16 protein-coding genes are annotated in these 16,106 nt (G+C 41.5%); 5 read left to right on the top strand and 11 right to left on the bottom strand.

The genetic code is table 11. The features are described 5' to 3' along the window. Nucleotides 1–44 precede the first annotated feature (44 nt). Together opuD and AAZR19_RS03620 are read left to right on the top strand one after the other, a co-directional pair. Nucleotides 45–1,577, top strand: coding sequence for a glycine betaine transporter OpuD (gene opuD / locus AAZR19_RS03625; RefSeq protein ID WP_076840260.1), 1,533 nt, complete (start codon nt 45–47; stop codon nt 1,575–1,577). 131 nt (nt 1,578–1,708) lie between these two features. After that, entirely contained in the window at nt 1,709–2,233 is a 525-nt protein-coding gene (locus AAZR19_RS03620; protein ID WP_076839299.1) for a CbrC family protein, read from the top strand. 45 nt (nt 2,234–2,278) lie between these two features. Here AAZR19_RS03620 and AAZR19_RS03615 read toward each other — a convergent pair whose 3' ends face one another. The 7 genes from AAZR19_RS03615 to AAZR19_RS03585 form a co-directional block, all read right to left on the bottom strand. Beyond that, entirely contained in the window at nt 2,279–2,461 is a 183-nt protein-coding gene (locus tag AAZR19_RS03615) for a sporulation protein Cse60 (protein WP_024424881.1), read from the bottom strand. Between the two features lie 100 nt (nt 2,462–2,561). After that, a complete protein-coding gene (locus AAZR19_RS03610; RefSeq protein WP_024424882.1) occupies nt 2,562–2,873 on the bottom strand; it encodes a rhodanese-like domain-containing protein in 312 nt (103 codons plus the stop codon). Nucleotides 2,874–2,927: 54 nt separating this feature from the next. Next, the gene (locus tag AAZR19_RS03605) at nt 2,928–3,611 is read right to left on the bottom strand and encodes a YesL family protein (protein ID WP_434702333.1); all 684 of its coding nucleotides are present in this window, start codon (nt 3,609–3,611) and stop codon (nt 2,928–2,930) included. Between the two features lie 24 nt (nt 3,612–3,635). Continuing rightward, the gene (locus AAZR19_RS03600) at nt 3,636–4,925 is read right to left on the bottom strand and encodes a Gfo/Idh/MocA family protein (RefSeq protein WP_434702332.1); all 1,290 of its coding nucleotides are present in this window, start codon (nt 4,923–4,925) and stop codon (nt 3,636–3,638) included. A gap of 17 nt (nt 4,926–4,942) precedes the next feature. Then, a complete protein-coding gene (locus tag AAZR19_RS03595; protein ID WP_202738716.1) occupies nt 4,943–5,467 on the bottom strand; it encodes a lipoprotein YteS in 525 nt (174 codons plus the stop codon). Continuing rightward, nucleotides 5,464–6,576: a glycoside hydrolase family 88/105 protein gene (locus AAZR19_RS03590; protein WP_202738715.1), complete on the bottom strand. Its 1,113-nt coding sequence runs from the start codon at nt 6,574–6,576 to the stop codon at nt 5,464–5,466. Before AAZR19_RS03590 ends, AAZR19_RS03595 begins: the two co-directional genes overlap by 4 nt. Nucleotides 6,577–6,594: 18 nt before the next feature. Continuing rightward, nucleotides 6,595–7,560: an ABC transporter permease gene (locus tag AAZR19_RS03585; RefSeq protein WP_041107330.1), complete on the bottom strand. Its 966-nt coding sequence runs from the start codon at nt 7,558–7,560 to the stop codon at nt 6,595–6,597. Nucleotides 7,561–7,791: 231 nt separating this feature from the next. Here AAZR19_RS03585 and AAZR19_RS03580 point away from each other — a divergent pair, with 231 nt between their 5' ends. Then, nucleotides 7,792–10,092, top strand: coding sequence for a helix-turn-helix domain-containing protein (locus AAZR19_RS03580; RefSeq protein ID WP_202738714.1), 2,301 nt, complete (start codon nt 7,792–7,794; stop codon nt 10,090–10,092). Between the two features lie 38 nt (nt 10,093–10,130). On the opposite strand, the gene AAZR19_RS03575 is transcribed toward AAZR19_RS03580, so the two are convergent. Then, a complete protein-coding gene (locus AAZR19_RS03575) occupies nt 10,131–10,502 on the bottom strand; it encodes a winged helix-turn-helix transcriptional regulator (protein WP_003217763.1) in 372 nt (123 codons plus the stop codon). A 155-nt stretch (nt 10,503–10,657) separates the two neighbouring features. On the opposite strand from AAZR19_RS03575, the gene AAZR19_RS03570 reads away from it, so the two are divergent. Continuing rightward, nucleotides 10,658–11,845 (top strand): MFS transporter, encoded by a 1,188-nt coding sequence (locus AAZR19_RS03570; protein ID WP_434702329.1) that lies wholly within the window; start codon nt 10,658–10,660, stop codon nt 11,843–11,845. 10 nt (nt 11,846–11,855) lie between these two features. Further along, nucleotides 11,856–12,698, top strand: a complete 843-nt coding sequence (locus AAZR19_RS03565) for an aldo/keto reductase (protein WP_075621990.1) — start codon at nt 11,856–11,858, stop codon at nt 12,696–12,698. A gap of 45 nt (nt 12,699–12,743) precedes the next feature. Here the strand turns inward: AAZR19_RS03565 and AAZR19_RS03560 are convergent, their stop codons facing one another. From AAZR19_RS03560 to AAZR19_RS03550, 3 genes are all read right to left on the bottom strand, one after another. After that, complete coding sequence (locus AAZR19_RS03560; protein ID WP_434702326.1) at nt 12,744–14,243, bottom strand: extracellular solute-binding protein; 1,500 nt, start codon at nt 14,241–14,243, stop codon at nt 12,744–12,746. A 25-nt stretch (nt 14,244–14,268) separates the two neighbouring features. Beyond that, on the bottom strand, nt 14,269–15,129 hold the full coding sequence (locus tag AAZR19_RS03555) for a carbohydrate ABC transporter permease (protein ID WP_087976618.1): 861 nt from the start codon (nt 15,127–15,129) through the stop codon (nt 14,269–14,271). 219 nt (nt 15,130–15,348) lie between these two features. Beyond that, nucleotides 15,349–16,101 carry an NAD-dependent epimerase/dehydratase family protein gene (locus tag AAZR19_RS03550; protein WP_041107341.1) on the bottom strand — a complete coding sequence of 251 codons (753 nt, stop codon included), beginning with the start codon at nt 16,099–16,101 and terminating at the stop codon, nt 15,349–15,351. Between the last annotated feature and the right edge of the window lie 5 nt (nt 16,102–16,106).

Genomic DNA, 16,106 nt, shown 5'->3' with positions numbered 1-16,106 from the left:
AGTCCTCTGCTTAAACGTGTAGAACAACAGGAGAGTGAGATGGTGTGAAAAACGTATCAAGTGTATTTTGGATTGTGATTGCGATCACATTTGTTGCCGTGATGTGGGGAGCGTTTTCTCCAGACACATTGCAAAATGTCACAGATCAAATTCAAACATACATTACAAATGACTTTGGCTGGTATTACTTGTTAGTGGTATCACTGCTTGTCGGCTTTTGTCTATTCTTTATTTTTAGCCCAATCGGTAAGATTACGCTAGGAAAGCCGGGGGAAGAGCCTGAATTTGGTTTATTTTCTTGGTTTGCTATGCTATTTAGTGCCGGTATGGGAATTGGTCTTGTTTTTTACGGAGCAGCTGAACCAATCAGCCACTATGCTATTCAGTCACCAACAGGGGAGACTGAAACTGCGCAGGCCTTCCGCGATTCCCTTCGCTATACATTTTTCCACTGGGGGCTTCATGCATGGGCTATTTATGCCATTGTTGCACTTTGCATTGCTTACTTTAAATTTAGAAAAGACGCACCTGGCTTAATCAGTGCAACGCTGCAGCCCGTTTTAGGAAATAAAATTCACGGATGGATCGGTAAAACCATCGATTGTATTGCGGTATTTGCAACCGTGGTTGGTGTTGCGACAAGCCTAGGATTAGGCGCGGCACAAATAAATGGTGGATTGAATTACCTTTTTCATATTCCAAATACCTTTAGCACACAATTGATCATTATTATCATTGTGACGGTGCTTTTCCTTGCATCTGCTTTAAGAGGGATTGGAAAAGGCATTAAATACTTAAGTAATATCAATATGGTATTAGCAGCTGTTCTGATGTTTTTCTTACTTTTGGTAGGTCCAACTGTTTTTATCTTAAATTCATTTACTGACTCGATTGGACAATACTTATCCAATATTGTTCAAATGAGCTTCCGTCTATCTCCCAATGATCCTGAAAAGAGAGAATGGATTAATGGATGGACGATCTTTTATTGGGCATGGTGGATTTCTTGGGCACCATTTGTCGGGATCTTTATCGCTAGAGTGTCACGCGGGCGAACAATTCGCGAATTTTTAGTGGGTGTCTTAGTCGCTCCTTCCATCCTAGTATTCCTATGGTTCTCGATTTTCGGTGTATCTGCAATGGACTTACAGCAAAAGAATATTGTCGATGTTGCAGGCCTTTCAACTGAAACGATGCTCTTCGGTGTACTGAATGAATATCCGCTGGCGATGATTACATCGATACTAGCACTCATTTTAATCGCCGTATTCTTTATTACATCGGCAGATTCAGCTACATTTGTGCTTGGAATGCAGACAACCTACGGATCATTAAACCCTCCTGGCAGTGTCAAAGTCAGCTGGGGCATTATCCAATCGGCTGTTGCTGCTGTGCTTTTATTTTCAGGGGGACTTGAAGCCTTGCAAAATACAGCCAAGCTCGCAGCCTTGCCGTTCTCCGTTGTCATTATATTGATGATTGTCTCACTGTATAAATCACTAAATGATGAACGAAGAATCATCAAACAAGCCAATAAAGTCAATAAACCAAGAAGTCCAAGAGTAAAAAAAGCATAATCGCAAGCGAGAAAAAAGCCGTTCCTCATCCGAACGGCTTTTTTCTATATAAACAATTTAAGATTGTCGTAAGCTTGAGGATTCCTTTAAAATAGTGATGAATCATCACTTTCTACATAATGGAGGTTTATATGACGTTACCTACGTTCAAGTACAACCCAGATCCAGTTTCGTTAAATGTGATCAAAAAAGAGCATACAACATGTCCTGTTTGTGAGAAAGAAAGAGATTATGTGTACCATGGTCCTTTTTATACTGTGGAAAATGTGGAGGGAATTTGTCCTTGGTGCATTAAAGATGGATCAGCGGCTAAAAAATATAATGGAACCTTTCAAGACGATGCAAGCTGTGATGACGTCGATCAAGAGGAATATATCGATGAGCTGATCTTCAGAACGCCAGGCTATCGCGGGTGGCAGCAAGAATATTGGTTAAGTCATTGCGGAGATTTTTGCGCAATCGTCCAGTATGTCGGCTGGAAGGAGATTGAACATCTAGAGGAAGAACTCGCCGAGGATATCGAAGACATTTGCAGTGGCGAAGGATTAACAAAAGAGAACCTAAAGCAATGGCTCGTCAACGGAGGAGACTTACAAGGCTACCTCTTTCAATGTGTTCACTGCAACAAGCATCGGTTATATATTGACGCCAGCTAACCAAAGTAAAAGGACCCTTCAAGCAGGTCCTTTTTTTGATGCCGTCTATTTTTTATATAAAATGAGTGCAGAAAAACAGTAGAGCTGTTCCCCTCCCTGCTCACAGATCACCGCTACATTGTACTTGATGTCAATGATTTGGTCGTCATCCATTCCTTTTAAAAAATGATTGATTTCACTCTGCAAATCTTTCTCATGCTCTTCATCAAATACAGCTACCTTTAGCACCTATGCCACTCTCCCTTCTCTCGCTACTCTATCTTTATGCACATAGAGAGAGGCATATGAACAAAAAAACCTTTCATCGTTAAGATGAAAGGCCTTCTATTTACAGCTTCGGTTTTGTTTCTCCTGTCCAAGCAAGCATCCCGCCAACGACATTGGTCGCTTGGTAGCCTTGATCTTCTAGATAATAGCAGACATTTTCACTACGTTTACCAGAGCGGCAAATAATATAATATTCCTGCGTTTGATCGAATGCATCCAGCTTCTCAGGGATATCGCCCATTCGAATGTGGATGGCTTCCGGGATCATGCCTTCTGCTACCTCTTCGTCCTCACGTACATCGACAAGCTGAATGGCATCTTCCTGCTCCAGCTTTTGTTTTAATTCTTCTATTGAAATTTCTTTCACTGACACGACTCTCATCTCTCCTTTTCATTACGGTGACACCATTATAGCAAATGATTCACTTCACTGCGTATTCACCCGCTTCGATTGAAGGAAAGACGGCAGCCGCTTCTTCACTTCGGCTGTCTCGTGCTCACTTTCAAACTCTACCTTTTTAAAGACTTGATAGGCCAGCCACATATGACCGTAGGCGAGTATGCTCACACTAAAAAACGGCACGATTCCCGGTAAATAAGCAAACAGAACAAACAGCACAGCCGAAAAAACAAGCATAGAGAGTGTATATTGCAAGTATGAGATACCGAGCAGAAGAGAGAATTTCAGATAGAGACGTTTTTTCCAATCATAATGAGCAAGCAGCGGAAAAATATAAAATAAGCTCACAATAAATAGAAAACCGAAAATATATATAGCAAAGCGAAGCACATGTAAGGACCAGCTCGTCGGATAAATATAAGCAAGGTCGACATAAATAATCGTTCCAATGATGAATAGCACCACTCCAATGACGTTAGAGCGTACAAACTCCTCCCTGAATACCTTCCAAAAAGTGCGGAATACATTGACTTGCTCATGACCTTGAATCCACTTTCTCATCACGGAAAATAACGCAGTGGTCGCGGGCATCAAGCCAAAAACGCCAAGCCCTAGAATGGTGAACAAAAGCCATAACAAATTCGTATAGGCGAGTCTCATCACCCACTCACACATCCTCAGCATTCTGCTCATTGAACCATCATGATCCATCTCTTTCTCCTCCTCTCTTTCTCTTTACACCTTCTCTTTATGTAACAATGCATCAATTTCAATTGGGCGCTTTTCTTTGACAGAGCGCCACATGCCTTCTCCAAGTGCAATCGAATAAGCACCAGCCTCTGCTCCTGCTAAGATGTCATAGTGAATCAAGGGATCTTTTCCTATAAATAAATCAGCCAAAAGCAGAGGATCTCCGCCGCCATGTCCGCCTGGCTGCTTTACGACTTCAATCGTCTCCTTTGATCCAAACATCGGGTAATAAGAAATTGTTTGTTCTGGGAATTGAAAAGGAATTCTTGATGGCACATGAAACTCATTTGTTTCAATACGCCCCTTCGTCCCATTAATAGCCAGACGGTAGCCTTCATATGGGGCTGAGAATTGAATCGAATAGCTGAGCAGAGCCCCTTGATCATAAGCGACTGACGCCACATATGTATCCTCAATATCTATTTCCTGATCAAAAATGCACGCATCCGGGCGATAGTTTGAGTACTGCTGCGTTTGCTCCTGACCGGATTCAATATGGTCGTCCTCCACCTTCGAGCGCTCAACCCGCGGATTCCACCTTGCTTCATAGTGACATATATCCTTCACATGACATGTTCCGCAAAATCTATTTTCCTCCCCCTGCAAGGGATTCCAAGGGCTTTCGCTGCCGTAATAGTTCAGCGCCCCGTAAGCAAATACTTGTTTCGGCTTTTGATCAATCCACCAGTTGACCAGATCAAAATGATGCGTCGACTTATGAATGGACAGTCCGCCAGAGAATTGACGTGTGCGGTTCCACCTTTTGAAATAACTAGCACCATGATATGTATCAATGAGCCAGCTCAGTTCAACAGATGTGACCCTTCCAATTTTCCCGTCTAGAATCAGTTCTTTTACCTTTCGATGGAAAGGATTGTAGCGATAATTAAAGGTGACCGTGACCTTCCCTTTACTTTCCGCCTCTTTTTCCATCACTTTTTTGGCGTCTTTTGCTGTTGTCACCATCGGCTTTTCAGTGATGACATCTAGATCATGGTCAAGTGCCTGCATGATATATGTGACATGTGTGTCATCCCTGCCTGCCACAATGACGATATCTGGTTTTGTTTCTTTGACCATCTGATCAAATGCATCTTCATGAAAAAACGAAACGCCCCGGAGTGACGGAAAACGCTCCTGACAAAGTGTATACCGCTGATGATCTATATCTAGGAGCCCTGTAATCCGATAATGCTCATTGAAATCCTCTATGAGCGGTTGAATAAACATATTGAACGCACGATGACTCAGCCCGCAAATCACGACCCGTTTCACATTCCCCACCCCATTTTCTATTGGTTTTCACGAAGCTGTTTCATGAGAGACAGCGCCTCTTCCGTCTTATCAGCATACACGGGAATGAAAGCGACCATATCTCGATGTAATTGAAAGGTATAGCCGTTGAGTTTTTTCTTTCCTTTATTGATTTGAACTGCATAATCGACCGTTTTCCCTGTCTTTTTGTCCTCGACCGTATATGGTCCTGCTGCTTGATCGCCTATTTCCATCTCTTCCAGCAGCTGAAAGCTTTCAGGATCATCATACGTTCTAAACATTTCTTCCGGAACAAGCATCACGTCCCCCTCTTTTGAGGTAATTTCAACAAGAAGCTTTTCAGGAATCGCCGGAAAGATGTGGACGCTATAAGTCTCTTGTTTCGGCTGAAAAGCCTTCTCCACTAATTGATCCTTCATTCCCTTTGACATATCAGAAAAAATCAGGACATCGATCCCGTTTGTTTTCCCATGACAGGCAGATAAACAAATGGCAGCGATGAAACTGATGAGCCATACGGCGGCTCTTTTTTGCCTCCTCATGCCTTTTGAAAAACAGACAGTTTTTCTAGCTCAGTTAACGCCATAATAAAAGCGCCTGCCCCGTGCAAGTCATTTGTGCTCCGCTCTCTTCCAACGTAGTAATCATAAAATCCCGCAGATGTTCCAATACAAATATCATTGATGGTAAAATCACCATTTTCTTTCTCAGCCGTCTTATGCTGAATCAAGCCTTGATATGCTTTGACCACATGATCAACATAACGGAGGCTCACATACCCTTCATTCATGGCCTTTGCCATGGCGTACATGAATAAACACGACCCCGAGCTTTCAAGCCAATTGTCACTGTGATTTCCTTTATCAATGATTTGATGCCAGAGACCTGTCTTTTGATCCTGGTACTTTGCCACACTTTCCAGCATGTCTGTCAGCGTTTCTTTCCACACCTTCCGCCTTTCATGATGCTCGGGCAGGTCCTCGATCATATCTGCTAATGCAAGGACATACCAGCCAAACGATCTTGCCCAAAACTCTGGGGAACAGCCGGTCTTTTGATCAGCCCATGGCATCGTTTTTCGTTCATCCCACGCATGATAATACAAACCTGTTTGTTCATCTTTCGTATGCTTTCTCATGAGATGCTCTTGATGAATGACCATATCCACTAGTGACTCTTCACCTTTAAGCTGAGCATACTTTAAGGCAAAAGGACCGCCCATGTAGAGACCATCGAGCCACATTTGATAAGCATAATTGTCTTTATGCCAAAATCCGCCCTCAGACGTGCGGTTTAGCGTACGATAAAGTCCGCGGAGCTTCTCCGCCGCCAGCACATACCGTTTCTCTCTCGTTCGTTCGTAAAGAGGGAATAAAATGAGTCCTGCTTGAATGGCATCAAGCTCATCCCTGCGAAATAATAAATTTCCGTACTCATCAATGAGGGAGTCCGCATAGTTTTTCACATAATCGAAATACGCCTCGTTCCCTGTTGCCTCATATAGCTTCATGACACCGCAAAGGAAAACCCCTTGATGATAATGCCATCTTCCAGCTGGCGGCAGCTCAATCGGTGTATACGCTTTCATAATGGTTTGTGCTAATTTCTCTGCATGCTCAAGTGGTGATCCCTTTTTAATCGATAATGTCATTCTTCCTCATCTCCCTTTTTAATAAATACCTTCTTCCCCGAATTTCTTCGCTAAACGGTTTGCCAGCATGACCAAAATAAGTCCAACGGCTGCTTTAAATAAACCAACAGCGGTACTATAGCTGAATTGTCCTTGCTTAAGACCTGCTGTATAAACGTACGTATCAAAAATCTCTGCTACTTCCCGGTTCGTTGCGTTCAGTAATAGATAGACATGCTCAAAGCCAAGCTCAAGCGTATCACCGATTTTTAAAATAAGCAGAACCACAATGACACTTTTAATGGCAGGAAGTGTGATGTGCCACATTTGTCTCAGTCTCCCGGCCCCATCCATTTTTGCTGCTTCATATAGCTGCGGATCTACCGCTGTAATCGCCGCAAGGTAAATGATTGTTGACCATCCTGCTTCCCGCCAGATTACCTGTAAAATGTACATCGGTCTAAACCATTCCTGACTAAGAAGGAAGTTAATCTTTTCTCCTCCAAAGAAAGCAATCAATTCATTAATTAACCCGCCATCTACTGTTAACAAAACAAAAGATAAGGACACGACAATTACCCATGACATGAAGTGAGGGATATAAATCATCGTCTGTACAAATTTCTTAAACAATGCCAATCTCACTTCATTTAAAAGAAGGGCTAATAAGATCGGAATTGGAAAGAAAATCACGACATTCATGGCAAATAAAATCAGCGTATTTTTTAATAAGATGAAAAAGGTTGGTTCTGTAAACAATCGAATAAAGTGTTTGAAGCCAACCCACTCACTGCCAAGAATGCCGAGAAACGGCTGGTAATCTTGAAAGGCAATAATGAGCCCCCACATTGGCACATATTTAAAAACAATAAAATAAATGAGCCCCGGCAAAATCATTAAATACAAAAACTTTTGACTAAGCAATTGATTAAGTAAGCGCTTTCTTTTTTCGCTTTTCAAAGCTGCCGCAGGCACACCCTTGGCAGTGACATCCTCTGTTTTCATTGATAAAGCCTCCCCTCATGCTAATGCATGTGTTAACTGTATCTTAAGGATGAAAAATCCGTCTACAATCATATCAACAGATCATATTTTCATAGGTGATGCTACTCAAAACGTTACATAAAACATAAGAAAATGATCCTGATCTCAGAAAATGATTATTGACAAACCTACCAGATTTTTGGATTAATAAATTAAGGGGAAAAGATTGTTTCGTTTGAAATGGGGGGTTTTATGAAAAGAAGGCAGTACAAATTTTATTACAAGCTAGTGACGTTTTTTTTCATACTTAGTACGATTCCTGTTATCATTGTCGGCATTTTTTCTTATCAGCATTCGCAAAAAACAGCACTTGAAAATATCTCAAATGAAAAGCTCGACAGCGTTAAACAAACGCAATCCAATATTGAGCATATTTTAAAAACTGTTGATCATTCTCTCACTCACTATGTCAGTTCGCCGCCTCTCCTTCAAACACTGGCAGAACCTTTAAATCCAGACCAATTCCAGCTTTATAATCAAGTACAGCAGGAACTGAACTACCTGCAAACCTTTGACACCGACCTTTCCAATATTACACTCGTCAGTAAAATGGAAGACTGGTACATGAACAATTCGGGGCTTTATCATGTCACAAGCGAAGACCAAGAAAAAGCGCTGACCTCTTACCTCAATATACCAAGTCACTCCAGCTGGGCACTTGAAGAGAATAATCCACTTGTTGCAACCAAAGAAGGAAAAGCATCCTTTTGCAAGTACAATGTGAATTTAATCAAACAACTGCCTATGAACAGCGTTCAAAAAAAGGGAATCGCTGTCGCCAGCATTCCAAGCTGCGTAATTGCTGATAACATGCCTGACTTCTCTCAATCGGATAGTATGTTTGTAATCGATACAAACGGAAAAGTGCTGCTACATAATCGCAAAGAACAAATTGGTGAATCGCTGAAACATCAAGATATCGTCAAACATGTGCTCTCACTTGAAAAACGATCAGGCCAATTTGATATGAAGGTCGACGAACTCAACTATCAAATCACATTTCAAAAATCAGATTATAATGAATGGACGTACCTATCCTTTGTTTCTATTCCAGAACTTAAACAGCAAACGAAATCAATTGGGTGGATTACCTTTATTATCTGCACTATTTTGTTAGCGCTTTCATTACTATTTTCATGGTTTGGTTCTAGACATTTTTATAAACCAATCCGCTTATTATACGAGTCATTTGCACGCAATGAATCATTTTTGCAAAAACAGCCTTTTCAAAATGAATTTGAGTTGATTGAATCGAGTATTAAACAAATGAAAGATCAAAACAATGATTTAGAGGAACGGATTGAGCAACAAGTGACACACTTACAGCAATACTTTATGGTACGGCTGCTGCTTGGAAAGCTGACAGATGAAGAAGTAAACAACCGGTTCCAAAGCTTAGGCTTTCCTCAGGGCTGGTCTCATTTGTCCATGCTTGTGACCCAAATCGATACATTAAAAGGAACACCTTATGAAAAAAAAGATGCTGACTTGCTTTTATTTGCGATCAATGGACTGATCGAGCAGATTATTCCGCAAGAAGAGCACCTTCAGCCAACCGTTGTCAATCAGCATCAAACAACGATTATCCTCAACCACTCAAAGTCAGATGAAGAGTTTACTGAATATTTAAATCAATTAGCAGAAAGCATTCAGCAGCGTATTGAAGAAGAGCTCGGTTTATCGATCAGCATTGGGATCAGCCGCCAGTTTAAGGAACTCACGATGGCAAAACATGCTTACATTGAAGGAAAAGAAGCCTTAAAATACAGACTCAAAGCAGAGAAAAAGTCCATTATCTTATATGAGCATATCCAGCAAGGAAAGACGTTCAAAACCCATTTTCCAAAGCAGCTGCAGCATGATTTATTTGATGCGATGAAAGCTGGCGATCAAGGCAAAGCGGATCACTATTTACATGTTCTCCTCCAATCCATTTTCTCTAAAAATGCAGGACCGCACGAATACCATATCGCCCTCGCTCGTTTTTTAAACAATTTAATTGAGCTGATGCATTTGCTGGGCATTGAATTATTTGAGGTCGAAGATAACAAAATGCTCTATGATACGATTTTTGAATTTAAAACCTTTGAAGATACGGAAGCATGGCTCAAACATGAGATCATCCGGCCAATTATTGACCAGCTTGCTGCACGTGAAGACTCACAATACAAAAACATCTCAGAAAAAATCATTCATATTATTCATCAAGAATTCGACTCAGATCTCACATTGGATGAAATCGCCACACGTCTGCATTACAATCCCAATTATTTAAGCAGCATTTTCAGAAAGGAAATGGATATCTCCTTTAGTGAGTATCTCTCTTCCTACAGACACCATGTCGCTAAAAACTGGCTAGTAGAAACCGATATGTCCGTCAAAGAAATTTCGGAAAAACTGAAATATAAAAACCCTCAAAATTTCATCCGGTCCTTCAAAAAGCTGGAAGGTACTACTCCTGGGAAATACCGCGACCAGAAAAAAGGCATGTAAGACAAAGAGTCCCGCTCTCACAAGAAAGCGGGACTCTTTTATTTAAACTGTTCATTTAAGATGCTGTCTTCCAGCACGGAAAGCGGCTCTCCATACACACGTTCAATATGAGCTGCCCCCCAATCGCATAGCGCATTGAGAATTCTTTCGAGCGACTGTCCGTATTCACTTAATTCATATTCCACTTTAGGCGGCACCTGTTCATAGACAATTCGATTAATGACCCCATCACTTTCAAGCTCTCTCAGCTGCTGCGTGAGCATTTTTTGTGTGATGTTTGGCATGAGCCGCTTCAATTCGCTCGTCCGTTTTTTCCCGTGTGTCAAATGACATAAAATCACACACTTCCACTTCCCGCCTATGACCTCAAGCGTTGCTTCCACAGAGATATTATATTTTTTCTTTTCCATCGAATGTTCACTCCTCTTTGTACGAACAGGCACTTTTTAGTACCTATATTACAAAAAAGTACGTACTTTTTTTTTCGTCATCTATGTTAGATAATAACTCTTGCCGATCGGCTTCGTCTATCAAAATGTCACCACAGAAGGATGTGAACTTACTTATGAAGAAAAAGCAAAACCATTTTGCTCTTCTCGCACTAGCGATTAGTGCTTTTGCTATAGGAACAACTGAGTTCATTAGTGTCGGTCTTTTGCCAATGATCTCAGAAGACTTTGGAGTGAGCGTCAGTCAGGCGGGCTGGACTGTCTCTTTATATGCACTTGGTGTGACATTTGGTGCGCCTATTTTGACTTCCCTTACTTCCACGATGAAAAGAAAGACATTGCTTTTGCTCATTATGCTCGTCTTTTTGATTGGTAATACACTTGCCACCGTTGCCCCGACTTTTTCAGTGCTGTTAATCGGCCGGGTGATTTCAGCCTTGTCCCATGGAATCTTCATGTCCATCGGTTCTACGATTGCTGCAAGCCTTGTCGTGAAAGAAAAACGAGCAAGCGCGATTGCCTTTATGTTCACTGGTTTAACAGTAGCAACTGTGACAGGTGTGCCATTCGGGACATTTCTTGGTCACGAGTTCGGCTGGCGGACATCATTTGGTGTGATTGTGATCATTGGTCTAATTGCACTGATTTCCAACTATTTTCTTGTTCCGTCTGAATTAAAGCAGGGTGTGAAAACATCTTTTAAAGATCAAGCTGTCCTATTAAAAACAAAAAGAATATTGCTTTTATTTGTCATTACAGCCACAGGGTATGGAGGAACCTTTGTCGTCTTCACGTATTTATCTCCTCTCTTGCAGCATGTGACAGGTCTTGCGCCTGGGGCTGTGGCCTTGATCCTGCTTTTATACGGAATCACGATCGCAGCTGGAAATGTCATTGGCGGAAAAGCTGCTAATGAACAGCCAATGAAAGCACTGATCTATATGTTTATTATCCAAAGCATCATCTTGTTTATCCTTAGCTTCACTGCAGGATTCACAGTATTAGGCATTGGAACCGTCATGCTAATGGGACTGTTTGCTTTCATGAATGTGCCTGGGCTGCAAGTAGCCGTCGTTGATTTTGCAGAAAGATACACACCTGGAGCGGTCGACGTCGCATCTGCAATGAATATCGCTGCCTTTAATGCCGGTATTGCCATTGGCTCATTTTTAGGCGGCATCGTGACAGATACACTTGGGCTTGTGCATACAGGCTGGGTCGGCGGCATCATGGTCCTCATCGCAGCGATTCTTACGATGATCAGTTATCAAATGGAACAAAAAGAACAAACACACACCATTTAAAGGAGTTTTTATGATGGAACATTTACAAAGTACAAAAACATTAAACAATGGGGTTCTCATGCCAGGCTTTGGCCTTGGTGTATTCAAGGTAGAAGATGGAGCAGAATTAGTTGATGCTGTCAAAACAGCCATTCAATTAGGCTATCGCAGTATTGATACAGCGGCTATTTACGGAAATGAAGAAGGTGTTGGACGAGGCATACAGCTTGGTTTAGCAGAAACAGGACTGCGCCGTGAGGACATCTTTGTCACCTCAAAAGTGTGGAATGCCGATTTAGGATATGAATCTACTCTAAATGCATACGAAGAAAGCTTAAAAAAGCTTCAGCTTGACTACCTTGACCTGTATTTAATCCATTGGCCGGTTGAAGGAAAATACAAAGAAGCTTGGCGTGCACTGGAAACCTTGTATCGTGAAGGAAAGGTCAGAGCCATCGGAGTGAGCAACTTCCAGCCGCATCACCTAGACGAGCTATTAAAAGATGCAGACATCAAACCAGCGATCAACCAAGTAGAATTTCATCCAAAACTAACGCAGGAAACACTCTCTACGTATTTGAACTCTCGCGGCATTCAAATGGAAGCTTGGTCACCGCTGATGCAGGGTGAACTGCTGCATCACCCGCTGATCACAGAGCTCGCAGACACATACGGTAAAACACCTGCTCAAATTATTTTGCGCTGGGATGTACAAAAAGGTGTCATCACTATCCCAAAATCAACGAAAGCACATCGTTTAAAGGAAAACGCTGATATATTTGATTTTGTCTTATCTGATGAAGATATGAAACGTCTTTCTGACTTAAATGAAAACAAACGTATCGGTCCAGATCCAGATAACTTCGACTTTTAATGAAAACACCCCCGCTTTTTTGCTTTGCGGGGGTGTTCCTATTGGTCATTTTGATTTTTTAAAGGCAGCTTCATATTCTTCTATGATTTTATTCCCACCATTGGATTTCCACTTCTCTACATCCTTCTGAAATTGATCTTCACTGATGTCTCCAAGAATGAACTTATACGTCGCATCATCGATGATTTTCTTCAATTCGTTTCCACGCTCTGATGCTGTTTCTGAATAAAGGCTTTCAGCAGGGTTGGCAACAATGATGTTTTGATTGTCTTCTTCTAGCTCTTCATATTTAGAACGAACTGCATCCCCTTTATTTTTCAAGTAACGTTTATCAATTCCTACAAGACTGACAAGCGGCTGTACATCTGTCTGCCAGTCTTTCACTTGGCTTTCTTCCCTGACAAATGTATTTCCTTCTTCTTTCTTATAATGCTTGCCATCTATACCGTACGTCATGAGACCATATACATCTTCTTCGGCAATACGGTCAAAGAAGGCCAAAATCCGCTTTAATTCCGCCTCTGATTTCACGCTTGTTTTAGGGAATGCGAAGATGCCATTATGCCCCCCTGATGCCCACACACGTTCTTTGCCATCTGGGCCTTTGATTCGGTTGATAATATCTACTTTCATGTTTTTATCTGTCGCATCATCTCTCAGGTTCACGGCATCTACCATATTTCCAACATAGATACCTGCTTTTCCTTGTGAGAATAATTCCTGCTGCTGTGTTTTGCTTGTCACTGGGAAGTCTTTGTTGATATAGCCATTGTCGCGCAGCTTTTTCATGTATTTCATTGTATTCATGTACTCATCTGTCATAAAGTCCGGCGTGAATTTCCCGTTTTCTTCTTTCCAGTCTGTCGGCATTCCTTCATATGAACCAAGTGTTTTAAATGCGCCATAAATTAAATCGTTACGATCCGTAAAGCCAATTGTATCGGCTTTTCCGTTTTGATTCGGGTCTTTTTCCGTAAAGGCTTTGGCTACTTCATACAAATCATCCAATGTTTTTGGTGTATCCAAATTTAAATTTTCAAGCCAATCCTTTCGAATGACAATCCCTTGTCTTGAAAGTGGTCTTTCTCTATAGATGCCATAAAGCTTACCGTCTATAGAGGCGTTTTTATTAATCAGTTCGTTCATCTTACTTAAATTTGGATAATCCTTTAAATACGGACCGACTTCCCAAAACATGCCTGATCTGAACGCATTAATCGCAGACGAATTTTTAATGTCTTGAATCGTCACAATTTGCGGCAAATTCCCTGCTGCAAGTGCGGAGTTTAAACGATCTTCCTTCACTGCATCAGGCACCCATGTAATATCAAGCTCTGTATTTGTGAGCTTCTCAATCTCTTTTAAAACGGAATCCTTCGGTGGCTGCTGATGATACAAAATCGCCATCCATGTCAGCTTTACCTTTTTGTCTAAATCAACCTTCTCATCTGATGAGTTTGCCCCTTTACTTGAACAGGCTGACAGAATACCGCTTGCTGCAAATAACAGGACAAACGCAATCAGCCATAATTTCTTTCTCCCCATAAGATCCCTCCGTTGTTCCATCTTTTTAACCCTTTACAGAACCTAGTAATGCCCCTTTGTTGAAATGCTTTTGAATAAATGGATAGACAAGCAGAACCGGAATGGTTGCCACAACAATGACAGCCATTTTAATCGTCTGGTCTGGCGGTGGTGTGGATGAGCCCATATCCGACATATCTCCCTGCATTCCGCTTGAGACAATGACAATCTGTCTCAGCAGCACCTGAATCGGCCACTTCACTGAATCATTTAAATACAAAATGGCGGTCATGTACGTATTCCAATACGTCACAGCATAAAAAAGTGAAATGGTTGCAATGGCAGGCAAAGAAAGTGGGAGCACAATTTTAAAGAAAATCCCTAAATCGTTACAACCGTCCATCTTCGCTGATTCCTCAAGGCTTGCCGGTATGTTTTGAAAGAAGTTTTTCAAAATGATTAAGTTGAACGCATTGATTGCAACCGGAAGAATAAGTGACCAATAGGTATCAAGCAGACCAAGTGTTTTCACCACAATAAACGTCGGAATCATACCCCCGCTAAACAGCATCGTGAAAACAACGAGAAACATCAGTGTTCTCCGGCCTTTTAGCTCCTGGCGAGACAGACCGTATGCCATAAGCGAGGACAAAAACATGCTGACAGCTGTTCCAACAAGCGTCACAAGAATGGACACAATGAGGCTGCGATACACAATATCTGTAGAAAAAATATATCGATATGCCTCTAAAGAAAACGTCGTCGGGAACAAGATAAACTTCTTCGTGATGACCTCTTCTACTGTTGCAAAAGAGGCAGCAATGACATGGATGAACGGAAGCACACATATTAATGCGAACATGAGTAGAAAAGAGTAATTAAATAAATTGAACAATCGGCCTTTAATAGAACGATCTATGTTCATCACGCCCTTTCCTTGAAAGCGTTATCATTTCATCTGAAAGTAAGCTGCAGCCTGTGACGATATCGTGATTAAAATGTAACAAACGGGGGAAGAAAGCGTCTATAATCATTTTGACAGACCAACTGGATAGATCATATCAGCCGTGCTTTTGTGCTCATGAAACAAAAGAATAAGATCATTAACTCATGACATGATTATGCCTTATGCTCGATCATTTTCTTCGAGGATTTCCGTCGTATTGACATCTGGTTCATAGCCTAACTCCAGCTTCGTTTTCTCAGTAGACCACGGCTTTTCTTCATTCTCTGATACAGCATAATAGGTCCCAAAGGGAATATCCGATTCAATCGCTGCCTTTATCATACCTGTAAGATCCTCATGTGACAGCAGAGTTCTTTTTGTTCTTTGCTTTTTATGCAATGCCTTCATCTCATCTGTTACAACTGTTCCAATTCTTAAATTGATGACAGACATTCCCGATTGATCGTGGAACAAACGTCCCAGCTGTTCGGAAGCAAACTTTAAAATGCCATAGACATTTTTAGTCGCAGGCACATCGTCAGTTGTAATCTGCCGTCCAAGTAAGGAGCGTCCATCCTCTTCATAACGATCCGTCACATGGTTGCTGCTTGCAAAAATGACTTTTCGTATGCCATGCCGGGCGGCTGAACGAAACATATAATAGGTACTCCTCCAAAAAATATCAGTCATTTTTGCAAATTCTTCATGATCCATCACATCATGCGTCATGTCCATGTTTAGAAGATGCAAAATGACATCTGTATCCCGCGGAATTGCCTCATATACATTCTGTTCATTCGCTGCATCGGCTAAAATGACTCCTTCTACACAGCTCGTTAGATCAATAATCGTGACGCTGTACTCAGTAGAGAGCACTTTTGTTAAAATACGTCCAATCACACCGCATCCGCCAATGATGGTGATTTTTTTCATCTAGT

Origin of the sequence: Bacillus sp. Je.9.29.b, assembly GCF_051129925.1 — a bacterium.
GTDB lineage: Bacteria > Bacillota > Bacilli > Bacillales > Bacillaceae > Bacillus > Bacillus safensis.
The sequence above is the reverse complement of the archived record's forward strand: the minus strand, read 5'-3'. Positions and strand labels throughout refer to the sequence as shown.